The sequence below is a fragment of the Actinoplanes sp. CA-131856 genome, from assembly GCF_050956135.1.
Lineage (GTDB): Bacteria > Actinomycetota > Actinomycetes > Mycobacteriales > Micromonosporaceae > Actinoplanes.
Genome location: NZ_CP191849.1, coordinates 5533006 through 5549881 on the forward strand (window position 1 = coordinate 5533006; position 16876 = coordinate 5549881).

Here is a 16876-nt window from a genome sequence, read left to right on the forward strand (position 1 = left end):
GTCAGGCCGCCAACGCGGGCTCGGGCTCCGGGGCTGTGCGCTTCGGGGCGCGGGCCATGGCGGCCGCCGCTCCCATGACCGCGAGGCCCGCGACCGTGATGCCCGCGCCCGCCCAGAGCGGCGACGCGTATCCCAGACCGGCCGAGATGGTCAGGCCGCCGGCCCAGGCGCCCAGCGCGTTGCCCAAGTTGAACGCGGCGATGTTGGCTCCCGACGCCAGCGTCGGCGCGCCCTCCGCGTAGTGCATCACCCGAGTCTGCAGGCCCGGGACCGTCGCGAATCCGAAGGCGCCCATCAGCAGCAGCCACACGATCGTGGCCCACTGGCTGTGCGCGGTCAGCGCGAACCCGGACAGGACCACGACCAGGCCGGCCAGCACCGTCACCAGGGTGCGGTCGACGCCGCGGTCGGCCGCCCGGCCGCCCAGCACGTTGCCGATGAACAGGCCCACGCCGACGATGACCAGAAGCCACGGCACCGTGCCGGACGAGAAGCCGGACACGTCGGTCAGGGTGTAGGCGATGTAGGTGAAGGCGCCGAACATCCCTCCGAAGCCCAGCACGGTCACCGCGATCGACAGCCAGACCTGCGCGGACTTGAAGGCGCTCAATTCACGGCGTACGGAGGAAGCATTTGATCCTCCGGCGTCCGCCGGCACCAGCGCGAGAATCCCCACCCAGGCCACCACACCGACGGCCGTGATGGCCCAGAACGTCGAACGCCAGCCCGCGGCCTGGCCCAGCAAGGTGCCCAGGGGCACGCCGAGCACGTTGGCCGCGGTCAGGCCGGTGAACATCGTGGCCACGGCCGCCGCCTTGCGCTGCGGGGCGACCAGACCGGCCGCCAGGACCGCGCCGATGCCGAAGAACGCGCCGTGGCACAGCGCGGCCACGATCCGGCCGGCCAGCATCACCTCGTAGGTGGGCGCGACCGCCGACAGCAGGTTGCCCGCGATGAACAGCAGCAGCAGGCCCAGCAGCACCGGCTTGCGCGGCAGCCGGGTCGTGGCCACGGTCAGGCCCAGCGCGCCGACCACCACGGCCAGCGCATAGCCGCTGATCAGCCAGCCCGCGGCCGATGTCGAGACGCCGAAGTCGGCCGCCACCTCGGGCAGCAAGCCCATGATCACAAACTCGGTCAGGCCGATACCGAAGCCGCCGATGGCGAGCGCCACCAGTCCGAGAGGCATAAGATCCACACCCTTTCTTGCGTACGCCGATAGTTGCGCACGCGTCCTAAAAACTAGGCGGGCGCGGATAGGAAGCGCAAGCAACGATCATGTGAACGCCGACACCTACTTGCGCCGACAGGTTTGCAATGGAAACCTGTTGGCATGACAACGAACCCGATCTCCGCCGAGGGCGATCCGCGCCGGCTGCTGGCCGAGGTGCGCGCCCTCGCCCACCGCGTGCGCGTCGACCAGCGAATGACCTGGGCCGCGCTGCTCGTGCTGGGGGTGACGACGCTGCTCGCCATCCCGGTCGACTGGTTCGGCATGCGGGTGGACTGCCGGCCCGACGGCGGCTGCACGTTCTCCCGCAACGGCATGCTGTACTACTGGCCGGCCGCGATGGTCCTGGCGTACGCGGCCATCGCCGTCTGGTACCTCCGGGCCGCCCGGCGGCGAGGGCTGGGGACCAGGGTGCTTCCGTACGCCGTCACCGGCGCCGTGACGACCATCGTGTTCCCCGCCGCCTGGCTGGCCGTGTTCCTGTACTTCCGGAGCCACCCGTACCCGGACGGCCCCCTCCCGTACTGGTATTTCGTGCTCGACCGGCTGGTCATGCCGTGGGGCATGATCGGCGTGGCCCTGCTGGTGCTGGTCTGGCTGGAACGCAACCTCGCGCTCCTGCTGTTCACCGCCGGCTATCTGGCTCTGGTGCTGCTGGTGCTCCCGATGAACGACGGCTTCGCCTCGCCCCACTTCGGCCTCCGGACCGGCATGGCGCTGCCCCAGCTCATCGTCGGCGTGGTGCTGCTGCTGGCCGCGGCCGTCTTCGCGCGGGCCGGACGGCGGCGGTGAGCGACCATCCGTCCCTCGGCCTCGACGACGTGGTGCACCAGCGGGTCCGGCTCGGCATCCTCACCGTCGCACACGAGGCCCGCCGCGTGGAGTTCGGCTATCTGCGCACCCAGCTCGACCTGACCGCCGGCAACCTTTCCAAGCACCTGAGCGTGTTGGAAGAAGCGGGCCTGATCGAGGTCGAGAAGGGCTACGAGGGCCGCCGCCCCCGCACCTGGATCACCCTCACCCCGGCCGGCACGACCGCCCTGGCCGACGAGATCGGCCGCTTGAAACAGCTCATCGCCCGTGTGGAGACCACCCCGGAGGATCGATGACCACCGCACTGACCCGCCGCACCCTGCTCGCCACCGCCCTCGCGGCCGGAGTCGCCGGCCCACTTGCCGCCGGCGGCCCGGCCTCGGCCGCGCGGCCCCGCCTCACCCTGCCCGCGCCGACCGGCCCGTACCCGATCGGCACCGTGGAACGGCAACTGGCCGGCAAACACCGCAAGCTGATGGCCAGCATCTGGTACCCGGCATCGGCCCGGCGCGGCCCGCTGGTGCCGTGGATGCCCGACGCGCCGATGCGCGCCCTGCTCGACGACAACGGCCTCCCGGGGGACGCCGCCGCGGCGCCGCTCACGGCCGGGCACGACGGCGCCCCGCCGCTGCGGGCTCTCGGCCGGCGCCCGGTCATCCTGTTCTCGCACGGCGCCGACGGCCACCGCTCGGAGACCACCGTCATCGTGCAGGAACTGGCCAGCCACGGCTACACGGTCATCACGGTCGACCACACCGACTCCTACACCGAATTTCCCGGCGGCCGCCTCCACGTGCCCGACGACGACGTGTCGGTCACCCCGTACGACCACGCCGCCGACATCACCTTCGTGCTCGACCATTTCGAGGAAGAAACAGCGGGACGCCGCATCGGCATGTTCGGCTATTCCAAGGGCGGCACGGCCACCGCCCTGATCGTGGGCCGCGACCGGCGGCTGGGTGCCGGCATCAGCCTGGACGGCCCGATGGAGTGCCAGCCGCCGCTCACCACCGACATCGGCCGCCCGTTCCTGATGATGACCGCGAGCTTCCCCCGCACCCCCGGATCGAGCGCCGCCGACATCTGGACCCACTTGAAGGGCTGGCGCCGCAACGTACACCTAGACGGCGGCACCGAGATCTCGTTCTCCGACGCGGTCTGGCTCCTGCCGCAACTGGCCCACCTGACCGGCATGAGCGACGAGGACCTGGCCGGCTGGATCGGCACCTACGACCCGGCCCGCGCCATCCGGCTCCAGCAGACGCACCCGCTAGCCTTCTTCGACCAGCACCTCCGCTAAATCAGGACCACGACCTGCCGCTCCCTCCCCACGCGGCGGCCGAGCCGTTCACGGCCGCCGCGCCGGAGCGCCCACACTGCGACCCGTCATCGTGTTCTCCCACGGCATCGGATACCACCGCCTCGAGACCTCGGCCGTCGTCGTGTTCTCCCACGGCACCAGATACCACCGCCCCGAGGCCTCGGCCGTCGTGCAGGGGCCGGCCAGCCACGGCTACGTCGTCATCACGGTGGACCACGCCGTTGCCCAGCGGCCGCCTCGCCGCGCCCGACAACGGTGTCTCGGTTGCCCTCGGGACCATCCCCCCGGCATCGCCACGGTGCCCGGCCGCCTCGAAGGCCTCCCCCGCACCGGCCGGCCGCCCCGAGAGAGCATCGACATACGCGGATCGACATGTTCGGCTTCTCCCAGCGCGACACGGCAAACCGCCACGATCACGAGCGAAGGGCGGCCTCCCCCTGGACGGCCCAATGAAATCCGAGCCACCTTGCGCGCCTGCCTCCAGGGCCGCAGCGATCGGCTCGACTTGAGTGCCCGGCTCGACTTGAGTGCCCGGCTCGACTTGAGTGCCCGGCTCGACTTGAGTGCCCGGCTCGACTTGAGTGCCCGGCTCGACTTGAGTGCCCGGCTCGACTTGAGTGCCCGGCTCGACTTGAGTGCCCGGCTCGGCCCGCACTGTCGTGCCGGCCTCGGCCGGCCACTCTGCACAACTGGCCGGCGCAGTCTGTGACACACCGTCCGGGCCCGAAGCGGCCACCGCCTGCTCAACAGGCCGGCATGGACGCCGCACCCAGCTGACCGCCTCATCCCAGACTAACGGCGGTATCCGCTCGGTCGAATCATGCAGACCTAACTCCCCGCACAGCCGCGAACAACCATGCAAGCGACACAACTTCAACGCATGACGCCGTTTCAGACCCCACCGCCGCCGCTCCACTCGATCACGCCGGAACTCCACCATCTCCGGCGAATGACTCGGCACCCCCGACCAATCCCGCATGCCAGCAATAACCGACCTCGAAAAGAACCCCAGCTGCGCCATGAACCATTATCCCGCACCCCGGAGATCGACACCAAAGAAACGATCACGCCAAATCGAAGGAATTCAGGTAGGCGCGATTAGCAACCGCCTGCCCGAAGTGGATTCAAGTGAGTGTTTAGAGCAGGTTGCGGCGTTGTTGTCGGGCGGCGGGTTTGCCCCGGCCGACGCGACGCAGCATCTGATTGGTCGCGGCCCAGCGGATCAGTTCCTCGGAGACTTCCGGATCGCGTTCCTAGTCGCGGGCCAATCGACGATGGGCGGTCAGCCAGGCCAGCGTTCGCTCGACGACCCATCGTCTGCGGTGGACGGCGAATCCGCGCTGGTCGGCCGGCTTGCACACGATATCGATCACCATGGTCAACGTGCGGGCGGCTCACTCAGGTAGCCGGCCGGCGAAGCCCTGTTCGGCAAACACGAACCGGATCGGCGTGAACAGGTAGACGCCAGCAGCGCCGTCGCGGTCTTGCCACGACGCGGCCGGGACGGTGACGCTGACCAGCAGGCCGAGGGTGAAAATTGACTCCGAGGTCCTCTGCTGGTCAGAGCAGAAACGGACCAGGAACGCGCCGGCTTCAAAAAATACCGGCCCATTCGGTCACCGGGAATCTCCGGGCTCGCCGAGGCCTGTCCCGATTTCGGTGTGACCGGTCGGGCTCTGGGCCTCGGCGACGCGCCCCGGATCAATGACGGCGCTGGAAAGCGTGTCTGAGGACGTACGCCGCGACGCCGTTTCCGATTTTTACGCCCTGGACGTCGGCTGAGCGGAAATGGACGCCGCCCCAGACGCGGGCCTCGACCACCTCGGCCAAAGCGCCGGAGAAGCTTGTGAACGAACGGATTGTGCCCGCGTCGGCGCTGTAGGCGCTGAACGGTATGTCGTCGCGGCCGAAGAACGCTCGCATCGTGGCCATGATGGTTGACGTCGAGCACGTGTGGCCTGACGTGTAGTCGGGGAACGGCGGGGTCACCAGCAATGGCATCCATGCCGGGTCGGCCGTCGTCCGCGGGTTGCCGTCGGTGTCGGCCAGCTGCACCGCCGTGACCGGGCGCCAGAAGTTCCAGTGCTTCTTCTCGTTGAAGCACGCTATGAGCGAGTCGGCGTTGGCGATCTCGGCTATCGCGAAGAAGCGGGCCGCCTGCAACGTCATCAGGTGCTGGCGGGTGGCCACCTGGCGTTTGATCTCCCATTCGGTCAGGCGGCGATCGTGCCACCAGATCGCCGCCTCGGTCTGGTCGGCGGTGCGGACCGTGCTGGTGGCGCCGCCCACCGCCTTCACCTCATTCAGGTCGGCGGCGTAGCGGGCGCTGGTCAGCGGCGGCGGCCCGGCCGTGCGGAACATGGTGGTGCTCCGGATGACGAACGGTTTCAGGTCGCCGACCCAGGCGCCGTCGGCGGCCAACGTCGGCGGGGTCGGGCGCCACTGGCCGGGCTCGGCCGAGATGTTCCAGGTGGCCGGTTCGAAGGCGCCGTCGCCGCGGCGGGCGGCGATCATCGCGTTGGCAGCTCGGGCGCCGACGGCGATGCCCGCAGCCTTCGACCGGCCGGCCGGGATCGCGGCCAGCGCGTCGTCGTACTGCTCGCGCAGCGCCTCGCTCTGGGCGGGGAACAGATCGAGGAGCACGGAGTACGCCGCCGCGGCCACCGCGGCGTCGGCCGAGTCCGTGCGATGGGCCCTTGGTGCGATCAGGTACGGCTCATACGGGGTGCCGGCGATGGCGTTCACGGCGTCGTAGACGGCACCGTGCACCATCGCGAAACTGCGCGGGGCCACGTACGGCGCCTGGCGGGCCACCTCGTAGATGGCCGTCTGGGCGTGTGCGTTCCAGGTGACCACGGCATTGGCGCGTGCCGGGGCAGCGGTGGCGACGGGCGCCGGTGTGAGTGTCAGCGTCAGCAAGCCGGCGAGGATCGGTGAGAGAACCATGAAGTTACGATCGTCGATATAGGACGCCAAAGAAAAAGACGAGAAGTAAAAAGCACCTCTCGCCACTTCCAACATATAGCACATAGGGGGTCTTGCGGCAAGAGCCCGGTAGTGCCGCAGAATGGCCGAATTGTCGGCGATTCTCGGGGGATATTTACATGCACGCATTCGATCTGCCGGACAATCTCGCGGCCAAGGCCGACCCGGCCTTGATCGCCGAGGACGACAAGCATTTCGCCGTCATCGCGCAGAGCCTGGCCGAGTCGGTCGCCGAGCTGACCGCGCGCCTCGAGGTCGAGCGGAAGGCGCCCGCGGGCATGGGCCGCCAGGCGGTCGACCGGGACGACGCGGTCAAGCGGCTGACCGCCCGGCTGCGCTCGTTGCGCCGCTACAGCCTGGACATCTGCCTCGGGCGCATGGTCGCGGACGGCGACGGCGAGCCCGTGTACATCGGGCGGTTCGGGCTCACCGACAGCCAGGGGCGGCGGTTGCTCGTCGACTGGCGGTCACCGGCGGCCGAGCCGTTCTTCGGCGCCACCCACGCCAACCCCATGGGCCTGGTCAGCCGTCGCCGCTACCGGTGGACCCGGGGGCGGGTGACCGATTACTGGGACGAGGTGTTCACGCCGGACGGGCTGGTGAACAACGCGGCCCTCGACGACCAGTCGGCCTTCGTGGCCAGCCTCGGCACCAACCGGTCGGCCAGGATGCGCGACGTGCTCGGCACCATCCAGGCCGACCAGGACGCCATCATCCGGGCCGGGTCGCGGGGCGCGCTCGTGGTCGACGGCGGGCCCGGCACCGGCAAGACGGTGGTCGCGCTGCACCGCACGGCGTACCTGCTCTACTCCGACCCGCGCCTGGGGCACCGCCAGGGCGGCGTGCTCTTCGTCGGACCGCACGAGCCCTATCTGGCGTACGTCTCGGACGTGCTGCCGAGCCTCGGCGAGGAGGACGTCCAGACCTGCACGCTGCGTGACCTCGTACCCCAGGGAAGCCTGGCCACCCCGGAGAGCGACCCGGACGTGGCCCGGCTGAAAGCCGGGGCCCGCATGGTGACGGCGATCGAGGCGGCCGTCCGCTTCTACGAGGAGCCGCCGCGCCAGGGCCTGACAGTGACGACGGACGACGCCGAGATCCGGGTGACGGCGGACGACTGGGCCGAGGCGTTCGAGGCGCCGGGGCCGGGCACGCCGCACAACGAAGGCCGCGACCAGGTCTGGGAGGAGTTGCTGACGATCCTGGCCGCGAAACACGACACGGACCCGCGCTCGCTGGCGCGAAGTCACGAATTGGCGAGCGCGTTCGGCCGGGCGTGGCCGATTCTGCACGCCGAGGACATCGTGGGCGATCTCTGGTCCGTGCCGGCCTATCTGCGGCGCTGCGCGCCTTGGCTCACCCCTGATGACGTACGTCAATTGCAGCGCACCGAACCGCAAGCCTGGACCACCGCCGATCTGCCCTTGCTCGACGCGGCCCGGCAGCGCGTCGGCGACCCGGAGGAATCGCGGCGCCGGCGGCGGCAGGAGGCGGCCGTGGCGGACCAGCGTGCGCGGATGGACCGCGTGGTCGACGACCTGATCGACTCGGCCCAGTACGACGACGGCGAGGGCCTGATGAAGATGCTGGTCCAGCAGGACCTGCGCGACGTGCTGGTCGACGAGTCGGTGCTGCCCAAGGCGGACCCGGATCTGCTGGCCGGGCCGTTCGCGCACATCGTGGTCGACGAGGCGCAGGAGCTGACCGACGCGGAGTGGCAGATGCTGCTGCTGCGGTGCCCGTCGCGCAGCTTCACGATCGTCGGGGACCGGGCCCAGGCCCGCCGCCCGTTCACCGAGTCGTGGGGCGAGCGGCTGGCCCGGGTCGGCCTCGACCACGTCGAGCAGGCGTCGCTGACGATCAACTACCGGACGCCGGAGGAGGTCATGGCCGAAGCGGCCCCGGTCATCCGGGCTGCCCTGCCCGACGCGAACGTGCCGACCTCGATCCGCCGCAGCGGCCGGCCCGTCGTGCACGGCTCGATCGGAGACCTCGACGGCATCCTGGCATCATGGCTCGCCGAACACGAGGAGGGCGAGGGCGTGGCCTGCGTGATCAGCCGTACGCCCGCTCCGTCCCCGCACCCCAAGATCAGATCCTTGACGCCCGAACTGTCGAAAGGCCTGGAGTTCGACCTCGTCGTGCTGATCGACCCGGAGGGGTACGACGGCGCGGTCGACCGCTACGTCGCGATGACCAGGGCCACCCAGCAGCTGGTGATCCTGACTGAGAAGCCCTGAAACAAAGAGTTGCTTGCAGGGCTCGCTGGCGTCGCGGCGTACGTCCTCAAGCACGCCTTCCGGACTCGTCACTGACCCAGCCGCCGAGCACCGCCGCCAGCCCCCGCATCCGATCGAGGGTGAGCGCGTCGGGCTGCCACACGTCGACGCCCTCATCCTCGTCGAGGTGAAACGGAACGAGCTCACCGGTCGGGTGCCCGGTCCAGCACGCCACGGGCGGGCAGGCGATCCATTTACGCCCGGAAGGGAGGCGCGCCTTGATGCGCGTCTCCCAGACGAAATCGTCCAGTGTCGCCACCGCGCCGGCCCACTCGTCCGCGCCGATCGGGGCGTCGCGCGCCACGAAGTAGCGAGGATGCGGAAGGTCGGCCAGTCCTACCTCCCGCTCGGAGACGCGGTCCCCTTCCACAATGACGAACTGGACCCACTCCACCAACATCCAGGCGTCCAACGCGGCCGCCATCGCCGCCATCCGCCGATAGACGCCGTCGTCCGGGTTCTTCACCGCCACCATGCCGTCGGTGAGCCGGGTCCAGCCAGCACCGTCCACGTTGATGAAACGGCCGGGGTAACCAGGCGTCAACCAGGGCGCCATGATCATGTCCGGCGCCTGCTCGACGTACGCGACGACCTCGGCCTCCTGGATGGGGAACCGCGCCGAGTAGAAGGCCGGCACCACGCGGGTCAGCTGGAGGTCGAAGCTCATCGTCCTAAGATCCCACGAGTGATCGAATCGTGGACAACGCCGTGGGCTTCCCCGTGCCGGCGTTTGTCCCGTGGTGGCCCGAGAAGCTGGGCCAAGCCCGGTCCCGCCCGCTCGATCATCCACTGCCGGCGCTCCGGTTCGACGTCGGCCATCCGGACGATCGCGCGCCGGTCGAGGTAGCGGGGGTCGGCGGCCGCGGCGCCGATGCCCGCGATCGACGCGTCCAGGACGGTGGCGAGCAGCTCGTCGGAGGTCCGGGTCACTCAGCCGGAGGCTTTCGTCGAGGGCAGGCCGCGGAAGAGGTCGTGGCCGACCATGCGCAGGAAGGCCGGCTGGTCGGCGTTCGCCCGGGGCTTGTCGGGGATGAGGAACCAGGCGGCCATGCCGGTGAGCACGGACGTGAATGTCAGCACGAAAGCGGCCGCTACGCCGGCCAGCGGCACCCAGCGGCCGATCACGCCCGAGGCGCCCACCGCGCCGCAGGCCAGGGCCGAGGCGAAGCCGATCAGGGCGTACCGGAGACCGCGGACGTAGACGCGGTAGGACCGTTCGTTGTGCAGCCACGTCGGTTGACCGTCCACTGTGATGTCCCCTCCACCAGACCGTGGCGGGCCATGATAGCGGCCCGGCGGGAGCTGTTGACGGTGTGGACGCGGCGGGCGATGAAGAAGACGTCGAGCAGGGTCCAGACTCCCAGGCCGCCCAGGGTGAAGAGCATGGCGATCGAGCGGGCCGTGTCGCCCAGGTAGAAACGGTGGCCACCGAAGATTCCCGTCAGGCACCACAGGGCGTACGCCACGCGGGTGTTCTTCTTGACGGCGTCGAACTCGAACTCGGCGCGGGCCGCTGTCAGATCCATGCGCACACGTCGCCGACGGAGACCGGGCCGGTCGCTGCGGGCGGGGCGTTTTTCTGAGCCATGTCGATTATTACGCAGCGGGTGAGCGGGCGGATCGACGTGACTTTCACCCGGCGCCGAGGTGCTTCGCGATCGCGTCGCGGACGGCGGCCTCGTCGGGGGTGACTCCCGAGATGCGGCGCAAGGACGTCATCTCGACGCCGGGCAGGCGGCAGGCGGTGAAGCGGTCGAAGACCGTCAGGTCGGGGTCGATGTTCAGGGCGAAGCCGTGCGAGGTGATGCCGCCGCGGATGCGCATGCCGATGGACACCAGCTTGTGGTGCTCCGGCGTCCACACGCCGACCAGGCTGTCGGCGCCCTTGGGGGTGTCGCGCCGGACCGTCTCGTAACCGAGCGAGGCCAGCCCCTCGATCAGCGACGTCTCCAGCCAGCGCACCACGTCGGCCGGTCCCCCACCGCGCAGGTTCATCACCAGATAGCCGACGAGCTGCCCGGGCCCGTGATAGGTCGCGTGGCCGCCACGGTCGACCGGCACGACCGGAAACCCTGGATCCACCGGCAGATCGGAGACCGGCGTGTGCTTGCCGTACGTGATCACTTCCGGATGGGTCAACAGGAAGAGCCGGTCGGGCGCACGCCCGTCGCGCCGCTCGTCGACCCACTGGGACATGAGCCGGAGGCCTTCGTCGTACGGAACCTCGCCGAGATCAACCCGGTGCAGCGAGCTGTCCACCATGGCCGCCATGGTGCCACTCCTCCCCGGCCGCCGACAGGTGATCTGCGAGACGCCGCCGGGACAGGATGTCGGCCTGGCGGGTCGGTTCCGGGATGCGGTAGCGCCCGCTCAGCCGTACGGCCAAGGCAGTGCAGTCCTCCAGCGCGATCCGGTGCCCGGCCGAGACGAAGACGGGCTTCACACCAGATTGTGTACGCACGGCGCGCCCCACGATCTCACCATCATCCACCATGTCCGACCAGGAGCCACGAGCATCCGCTACCGGCGGATAAATCCCGACATAGGGGGTCTTGGCGATCCCGAAGCACGGAGTGTCGAGAAGGACGCCGAGATGGGAGGCCAGACCGAACCGGCGCGGATGCGCCACACCGTAACCGTCGCAGATGATCAGGCGCGGAGCGACCGGCAAACGCGCGAGAGCGTCTTGGAGCAGGGGCAGTTCACGGAAGGCCAACAGTCCCGGCACATACGGGAAGGTGACCGGCCCGGACGCGGTGACGGCCTCGACGACCGAGAGGGTCGCCACGTCGATGACCACCGCTGCCGCGACGCCGAAGGAGTCTTTGTAAGTGACGTCGAGGCCCACGACCGTCGGTGGGACCTCGAAGCCCGGCGGTGGCAGGACCAGCCGTGCGCGGAGCTCCTCCTGGATCGCCGCGGCCTCGAACGGGAGCATCCCGGAGACGATACCGGCTCCGGGATGCTCCCCCTGCCATCTCAAGCGGGCAGGACCGCCACGCCGCGGGCGGCCAGCGTCGGCTCCGGGCCGCCGAGCGAGCTGATGTCCAGCTGCTCGTCGGTGCGGTTGACGACGAAGCGGACACCCTCGCGGACGGTCAGCTCGACCCGGCCGCGCAGCTCCGACGGGAGCTCGCTGACCACGCCGGCCCGGCCGGCCAGGTCCTTGAGCAGCGGGGCCAGGGCGTTCGGGGCCAGCTTGGTCGAGACGTACGCCGCCGAACCCTTACCGGCCGCGCGGCGGGTGACCGCCGGGCGCCCGGCGTAGTCGCCGGTCTTGTACGTGGCGAGGACCTCGGTGGCCGGGTCGATCAGGTCGATCCGGTCGCTCCACAGTGTGCCCTCGAGTCCGTCCGAGAGCGCCACCGTGTCGCCCGCCAGCAGCGGCGCGAACTCCTCGATGCGCAGGCCGAGCAGGTCGCGCAGCGGGCCCGGATAGCCACCGAGCCAGACGTGGTCGTTCTCGTCGACGATGCCCGAGAAGTACGTCGCCACGAGGTGCCCGCCGTTCTCCACGAAGGAGGTCAGGCGGGAGGCCAGGGCCGACGGCATCACGTGCAGGATCGGGGCCACGACCAGGTCGTAGCCACTGAAATCCGATGCGGCCGGCAGCACGTCGACCCGGACACCGAGGTCCAGGAACGTCGTGTACCAGTCGAGGGCTTCCTGCCGGTAGCGCAGCAGCTCGGTCGGGTGCGAGTCCTGCTCGGAAGCCCACCAGGACTCCCAGTCGAACAGGATCGCCGCCTTCGCGGGCGTGCGGCGCTTGCCCTGCACGTACGACAGGTCACGCAGGCGCGAGCCCAGGGCCACCACGTCACGGAACAGCTGGCTGTCCGTGCCGGCGTGCGGCACCATGCCCGAGTGGTACTTCTCGGCGCCCGCCCGCGACTGCCGCCACTGGAAGTAGCAGACCGCGTCGGCGCCGTGGGCCACGTGGGTCAGCGCGTCGCGGGACAGCTCCCCCGGCCGCTTGGCCAGGTTGACCGGCTGCCAGTTGACCGCGCTGGTCGAGTGCTCCATCAGGAACCACGGCCGGCCGCCGGCGATGTTGCCGGTCAGGTTGGCCGAGAACGACAGCTCGTCGAGGCTCTGCGCGCCGGGCAGCCGGTAGTGGTCGTTCGAGACGAAGTCGACCTCGGCCGCCCAGTCCGCGTAGTCCATGCCCTTGGTCTCGCCCATCACCATGAAGTTGGTGGTGACCGGGACGTCCGGGGTGAGCTCGCGCAGGATCTCCTTCTCGGCCCGCAGATAGTCCTTGAGGACGTCGGAGGAGAACCGCTTGAAGTCGAACTGCTGGGTCGGGTTCGGGAAGGACGCGGCCAGCCGCGGCGGCAGGATCTCGTCCCACTCGCCATAGCGCTGCGCCCAGAAGGCCGTGCCCCACGCCTCGTTCAGCGCCTCGACCGTTCCGTAGCGGTTGCGCAGCCAGACCCGGAAGGCCTGGGCCGCGTCGTCGGAGTAGTCGTAGATGTTGTGGCAGCCCAGCTCGTTCGAGACGTGCCAGGCGACCAGCGCGGGGTGGTCGGCGTACCGCTGCGCCATGGTGCGGACCAGGCGCAGCGCGTACTCCCGGAAGACCGGCGAGGTGGGCCGCCAGTGCTGGCGGCCACCCTGCCAGAGGATCTGCCCCTCGTGGTTGACGGGCAGGATCTCCGGGTGCGCGGTGGTCAGCCACGGCGGCGGTGATGCCGTCGCCGTGGCCAGGTCGACCGAGATCCCGTTGGCGTGGAGCAGGTCCATCACCTCGTCGAGCCAGGCGAAGTCGTACCGGCCGTCGGCCGGTTCGATCCGGGCCCACGAGAAGATGGCGAGGGAGACGATGGTGACGCCGGCTTCGCGCATCGCGCGGACGTCGTCGTCCCACACCTCCCGCGGCCACTGCTCCGGGTTGTAGTCCGCGCCGTACTCGATTCGCGAGCCGGTACGCAGCCAACGGGGTGTCACTGGGTTGCTCATTTAACGGTGAAGCCCTGCTCGTTGCCGTACTTCGCGGACTGGTCCTGCCACGCCTTCAGGCCGTCGGCCAGGGTGGTGCTGGAGACGTACGCCTTGCCGGCGGTGTCGTTGAAGATGCTGTTCGAGTAGACCTGGAAGGGCAGGTAGGTCCAGCCGGTCACCACGTTCTGCGACGACTTGGCGAAGATCTCGTTGGCCTTCTGGCCGCCGAAGTACTTGAACTCCGAGTTCAGGAACTTCGAGTCGCTGAGCTGCTTGGTGGTGGCCGGGAAGGCGCCACCGTCGACGCGGATCTGCACGCCGTCACCGTCGTTGGCGAACTTGGTGAAGCCGTACGCCAGGGCCTGGTTGTTGTTGAGGCCCTTGTTCATCAGCGACAGGGCGCTGCCGCCGTTCTCGGCCGAGGCGTTGGCGCCGGCGGTCCACTGCGGCATGTCGGCCACGCGCCACTTGCCGGAGGCGGCGGGGGCGCTGGAGACGAAGTTGGCCGGCATCCAGGCGCCGGTCGCGATGGTGGCGATGGTGTCGTTCTGCATGCCCTGGAACCACTGGTCGGACCAGCTGGAGATCGGGGCGATCAGCTTCTCGGTGATCAGCGTCTGCCAGACCTGCTCGAACTTCTTCGAGCCCTCGTCCTGGAAGTTGATAGTGACGTTGGTGCCGTCGACGGTGTAGGGCTTGCCGCCGGCCTGCCAGATCATCGAGGTCGTGAAGCCCGCGTCACCGGTGTCGTTGGTGATGTACGCCTTCGGGTCGGCCTTGTGCAGCTTGCGGGCCGCGTCGAGGTACTCGTCCCAGGTGGTGGGGACCTTGATGCCGTACTTGTCGAAGACGTTCTTGTTGTAGTACAGCGCCATGGGGCCCGAGTCCATCGGCAGGCCGTAGGCCACGTTGCTCGAGTGGACCGAGTTCCACGGGCCCGGGGCGAAGTCGGCCTTGAGGTTCTCGGCGCCGAAGCCCGACAGGTCGGTCAGCGACTTGCCCAGGGCGAACTGCGGCAGCGCGTAGTACTCGATCTGCGCGACGTCCGGGATGCCCTTGCCGGCGGCCACGGCGTTCTGCAGGGCGGTGTACTGGTCGTTGCCGGTGCCGGCGTTGACCAGGTCGACCTTGACGTTCGGGTACTTCTTCTGGAACTCGGTGACGACGTTCTTCAGGGTGGGCTCCCAGGCCCACACCGTCAGGTTGCCGCCCTTCTCCAGCGCCGCGGTGACGTCGGCGTCGGAGACGGTGGACGAGGGGCCCGACGAGCTGGAGTCGTCGTCGCCACCGCCGCAAGCGGCGAGGCCGAGGGACAGCAGGGCCGCAGTGGCCGCCGCCCCGACTTTCAGGAGCTTCGACATGTAAGGACCTTTCACTCTCAGGTAGGCCGCAAGCGGCAGATCACTCTTTTACGGAGCCGGCGGACAGGCCGGACTGCCAATAGCGCTGAAGCAGGAGGAACGCCGCCAGGAGCGGCAGGATGGTGAGCAGGGAGCCGGTGATGACCAGGTTGTAGACGGCCTCGCCGCCGGCGGTCGTCGACTGCGCGTTCCACGCGTTGAGGCCGACGGTGAGCGGGTACCAGTCCGGGTCCTTGAGCATGATCAGCGGCAGGAAGTAGTTGTTCCAGGTCGCGACGATGCTGAACAGGGCCACGGTGACGATGCCGGGGGCGAGCAGCGGGACGCTGATGCGGAAGAAGGTGCGGAACTCGCCCGCCCCGTCCATCCGGGCCGCCTCGAGCATCTCGTCCGGGATCGCCTGGGCCGCGAAGGTCCACATCAAGTAGAGGCCGAACGGCGTGATCAGCGACGGGATGATCACGGCCCACGGCGTGTTGGTCAGGCCCAGCTTGCTGAACAGGAGGAACGTCGGCACGGCGAGCGCGGTGCCGGGGACCGCGACCGCGCCCAGCACGATCGCGAAGACCGCGCGCTTGCCGACGAACTTGAACTTCGCCAGGCCGTAGCCGGCGAGAGCGGCCAGCAGGGTCGCGCCACCGGCGCCCACGACGACGTACAGCAGGGTGTTGCCGAACCACCGCAGGAAGATGCCGTCGTTGTAGGTGAAGGTGTCGTGGATGTTCTGCCAGAGGGCGAAGTTGCCGTCCGAGTCGAACCAGAGCCCGAAGGTGGTGAACAGGCTGCCCTGGGTCTTCGTCGAGTTGATCAGCAGCCAGCCCAGCGGGACCAGCGCGTAGAGCGCCATCAGGGCGGTCAGCACGGTCAGGGTGACGCTGCCGGTCCGCTTCTTCTTGCGGGCGGACTGCCGCACCGTGAGCGGCTTGCCGGGGCGGGTTTCCACCGAGGTCGTCATCAGCTCTCCCGGTTTCCGCGCAGCTGCACGACGTACGCGATGACCATGGTGATGATGCCCATGATGATCGCGACCGTGGCGGCGTAGTTGTACTGCTGACCCGAGAAGGACAGCTGGTAGGCGTACAGGTTCGGGGTGAAGTAGGTGGTGATCGCGTTCGGCGCGAGCGGCTGCAGGATGACCGGCTCGGTGAACAGCTGGAAGCTGCCGATGATCGAGAAGATCGTCGCGATCGACAGCGCGCCCCGGATGGCCGGCAGCTTGATGGCCGTGATGATCCGGAACTGCCCGGCGCCGTCGAGGGCGGCCGACTCGTAGAGCGAGCCCGGGATGACCCGCAGCGCCGAGTAGAAGATCAGCATGTTGTAGCCGATGAACTCCCACGTCACGATGTTGCCGATGGACGCGAGCGCGAGGTGGGGGGACAGCGGGTTCGGCAGCGAGATGTTGAACGCGTCGTTGATGTTGCCGACGAGACCGAACTGATCGCCGTAGATGAAGCCCCACATCAGCGTCGCGACCACCGCCGGCACCGCGTACGGCAGGAAGATCGAGACCCGGAAGAACGCCTTGCCGTACAGCCGCCCGCTGTCGATGGCCAGGGCCACCAGCAGGGCCAGGATCAGCATGATCGGCACCTGGATGACCAGGAAGATCGCGACCCGGCCGAACGACTCCCAGAACTGGCTGTCCTGGAACAGCCGGGTGTAGTTGTCCAGGCCCACGAACGAGTTGCCGCCGATAAGCTGGTTGCGATAGAGGCTCAGGTAGATCGAGTACACGATCGGCGCCAGGAAGACCAGCGCGAAGATCAGCATGAACGGGCCGACGAACTGCCAGCCTCGCCAGGAGCGGCGCCGGCGTGCCACCGCCGGCTGGAGGACCGCCATGGTCACCCTCTCAGTGATGCGATGATGTTTACGTAAACATCATGCACCGATGTCGTTCGATGTTTCTTCTTGTTTTCGAATGTTCGATGTTTACGTAAAC

17 protein-coding genes are annotated in these 16876 nt (G+C 68.9%); 5 read left to right on the forward strand and 12 right to left on the reverse strand.

Annotation, left to right across the window (positions count from 1 at the left end; all coding sequences use genetic code 11):
• Nucleotide 1: 1 nt before the first annotated feature.
• On the reverse strand, nt 2–1189 hold the full coding sequence (locus ACQP2X_RS25685) for an MFS transporter (protein ID WP_498686118.1): 1188 nt from the start codon (nt 1187–1189) through the stop codon (nt 2–4).
• Between the two features lie 144 nt (nt 1190–1333).
• Here ACQP2X_RS25685 and ACQP2X_RS25690 point away from each other — a divergent pair, with 144 nt between their 5' ends.
• The 4 genes from ACQP2X_RS25690 to ACQP2X_RS25705 all read left to right on the forward strand — a co-directional run bounded on the left by ACQP2X_RS25690 (nt 1334) and on the right by ACQP2X_RS25705 (nt 4771).
• Entirely contained in the window at nt 1334–2023 is a 690-nt protein-coding gene (locus tag ACQP2X_RS25690; RefSeq protein WP_498686120.1) for a hypothetical protein, read from the forward strand.
• Nucleotides 2020–2340 carry a winged helix-turn-helix domain-containing protein gene (locus ACQP2X_RS25695; RefSeq protein WP_498686122.1) on the forward strand — a complete coding sequence of 107 codons (321 nt, stop codon included), beginning with the start codon at nt 2020–2022 and terminating at the stop codon, nt 2338–2340. Before ACQP2X_RS25690 ends, ACQP2X_RS25695 begins: the two co-directional genes overlap by 4 nt.
• Nucleotides 2337–3344 (forward strand): alpha/beta hydrolase family protein, encoded by a 1008-nt coding sequence (locus ACQP2X_RS25700; protein ID WP_498686123.1) that lies wholly within the window; start codon nt 2337–2339, stop codon nt 3342–3344. Before ACQP2X_RS25695 ends, ACQP2X_RS25700 begins: the two co-directional genes overlap by 4 nt.
• Before the next feature lie 998 nt (nt 3345–4342).
• Nucleotides 4343–4771: a hypothetical protein gene (locus tag ACQP2X_RS25705; protein ID WP_498686125.1), complete on the forward strand. Its 429-nt coding sequence runs from the start codon at nt 4343–4345 to the stop codon at nt 4769–4771.
• A gap of 295 nt (nt 4772–5066) precedes the next feature.
• On the opposite strand, the gene ACQP2X_RS25710 is transcribed toward ACQP2X_RS25705, so the two are convergent.
• Nucleotides 5067–6311: a vanadium-dependent haloperoxidase gene (locus ACQP2X_RS25710; protein ID WP_498686127.1), complete on the reverse strand. Its 1245-nt coding sequence runs from the start codon at nt 6309–6311 to the stop codon at nt 5067–5069.
• Between the two features lie 158 nt (nt 6312–6469).
• Between ACQP2X_RS25710 and helR the strand changes: the two genes are divergently transcribed.
• Nucleotides 6470–8590 carry an RNA polymerase recycling motor ATPase HelR gene (gene helR, locus ACQP2X_RS25715; protein WP_498686128.1) on the forward strand — a complete coding sequence of 707 codons (2121 nt, stop codon included), beginning with the start codon at nt 6470–6472 and terminating at the stop codon, nt 8588–8590.
• Between the two features lie 46 nt (nt 8591–8636).
• Here helR and ACQP2X_RS25720 read toward each other — a convergent pair whose 3' ends face one another.
• The 10 genes from ACQP2X_RS25720 to ACQP2X_RS25765 form a co-directional block, all read right to left on the reverse strand.
• Nucleotides 8637–9296 (reverse strand): hypothetical protein, encoded by a 660-nt coding sequence (locus ACQP2X_RS25720; RefSeq protein WP_498686130.1) that lies wholly within the window; start codon nt 9294–9296, stop codon nt 8637–8639.
• Entirely contained in the window at nt 9293–9559 is a 267-nt protein-coding gene (locus ACQP2X_RS25725; protein ID WP_498686132.1) for a hypothetical protein, read from the reverse strand. Before ACQP2X_RS25725 ends, ACQP2X_RS25720 begins: the two co-directional genes overlap by 4 nt.
• Entirely contained in the window at nt 9560–9877 is a 318-nt protein-coding gene (locus tag ACQP2X_RS25730) for a hypothetical protein (RefSeq protein WP_498686133.1), read from the reverse strand.
• The gene (locus ACQP2X_RS25735; RefSeq protein ID WP_498686134.1) at nt 9802–10155 is read right to left on the reverse strand and encodes a TM2 domain-containing protein; all 354 of its coding nucleotides are present in this window, start codon (nt 10153–10155) and stop codon (nt 9802–9804) included. The genes ACQP2X_RS25730 and ACQP2X_RS25735 overlap by 76 nt, the downstream gene beginning before the upstream one ends.
• Nucleotides 10156–10261: 106 nt before the next feature.
• Nucleotides 10262–10900, reverse strand: coding sequence for a lipoyl(octanoyl) transferase LipB (lipB, locus tag ACQP2X_RS25740; protein ID WP_498686135.1), 639 nt, complete (start codon nt 10898–10900; stop codon nt 10262–10264).
• Complete coding sequence (locus ACQP2X_RS25745; RefSeq protein ID WP_498686136.1) at nt 10863–11567, reverse strand: endonuclease V; 705 nt, start codon at nt 11565–11567, stop codon at nt 10863–10865. Before ACQP2X_RS25745 ends, lipB begins: the two co-directional genes overlap by 38 nt.
• Before the next feature lie 41 nt (nt 11568–11608).
• Complete coding sequence (locus tag ACQP2X_RS25750; protein WP_498686138.1) at nt 11609–13576, reverse strand: beta-galactosidase; 1968 nt, start codon at nt 13574–13576, stop codon at nt 11609–11611.
• 8 nt (nt 13577–13584) lie between these two features.
• On the reverse strand, nt 13585–14931 hold the full coding sequence (locus ACQP2X_RS25755; protein ID WP_498686139.1) for an ABC transporter substrate-binding protein: 1347 nt from the start codon (nt 14929–14931) through the stop codon (nt 13585–13587).
• Nucleotides 14932–14971: 40 nt separating this feature from the next.
• Nucleotides 14972–15886, reverse strand: coding sequence for a carbohydrate ABC transporter permease (locus tag ACQP2X_RS25760; RefSeq protein WP_498686142.1), 915 nt, complete (start codon nt 15884–15886; stop codon nt 14972–14974).
• Complete coding sequence (locus ACQP2X_RS25765; protein ID WP_498661686.1) at nt 15886–16776, reverse strand: carbohydrate ABC transporter permease; 891 nt, start codon at nt 16774–16776, stop codon at nt 15886–15888. The genes ACQP2X_RS25760 and ACQP2X_RS25765 overlap by 1 nt, the downstream gene beginning before the upstream one ends.
• Between the last annotated feature and the right edge of the window lie 100 nt (nt 16777–16876).

Excerpts from the sequence above, each read along its gene's own strand:
- ACQP2X_RS25700 (WP_498686123.1), top strand. The coding sequence starts at position 2,337 with ATGACCACCGCACTGACCCGCCGCACCCTGCTCGCCACCGCCCTCGCG.
- ACQP2X_RS25690 (WP_498686120.1), top strand. The coding sequence starts at position 1,334 with ATGACAACGAACCCGATCTCCGCCGAGGGCGATCCGCGCCGGCTGCTG.
- ACQP2X_RS25735 (WP_498686134.1), bottom strand. The coding sequence starts at position 10,155 with ATGGATCTGACAGCGGCCCGCGCCGAGTTCGAGTTCGACGCCGTCAAG.
- ACQP2X_RS25720 (WP_498686130.1), bottom strand. The coding sequence starts at position 9,296 with ATGAGCTTCGACCTCCAGCTGACCCGCGTGGTGCCGGCCTTCTACTCG.
- lipB (WP_498686135.1), bottom strand. The coding sequence starts at position 10,900 with ATGGCGGCCATGGTGGACAGCTCGCTGCACCGGGTTGATCTCGGCGAG.
- ACQP2X_RS25755 (WP_498686139.1), bottom strand. The coding sequence starts at position 14,931 with ATGTCGAAGCTCCTGAAAGTCGGGGCGGCGGCCACTGCGGCCCTGCTG.
- ACQP2X_RS25760 (WP_498686142.1), bottom strand. The coding sequence starts at position 15,886 with ATGACGACCTCGGTGGAAACCCGCCCCGGCAAGCCGCTCACGGTGCGG.
- ACQP2X_RS25710 (WP_498686127.1), bottom strand. The coding sequence starts at position 6,311 with ATGGTTCTCTCACCGATCCTCGCCGGCTTGCTGACGCTGACACTCACA.
- helR (WP_498686128.1), top strand. The coding sequence starts at position 6,470 with ATGCACGCATTCGATCTGCCGGACAATCTCGCGGCCAAGGCCGACCCG.
- ACQP2X_RS25745 (WP_498686136.1), bottom strand. The coding sequence starts at position 11,567 with ATGCTCCCGTTCGAGGCCGCGGCGATCCAGGAGGAGCTCCGCGCACGG.
- ACQP2X_RS25685 (WP_498686118.1), bottom strand. The coding sequence starts at position 1,189 with ATGCCTCTCGGACTGGTGGCGCTCGCCATCGGCGGCTTCGGTATCGGC.
- ACQP2X_RS25705 (WP_498686125.1), top strand. The coding sequence starts at position 4,343 with ATGCCAGCAATAACCGACCTCGAAAAGAACCCCAGCTGCGCCATGAAC.
- ACQP2X_RS25765 (WP_498661686.1), bottom strand. The coding sequence starts at position 16,776 with ATGGCGGTCCTCCAGCCGGCGGTGGCACGCCGGCGCCGCTCCTGGCGA.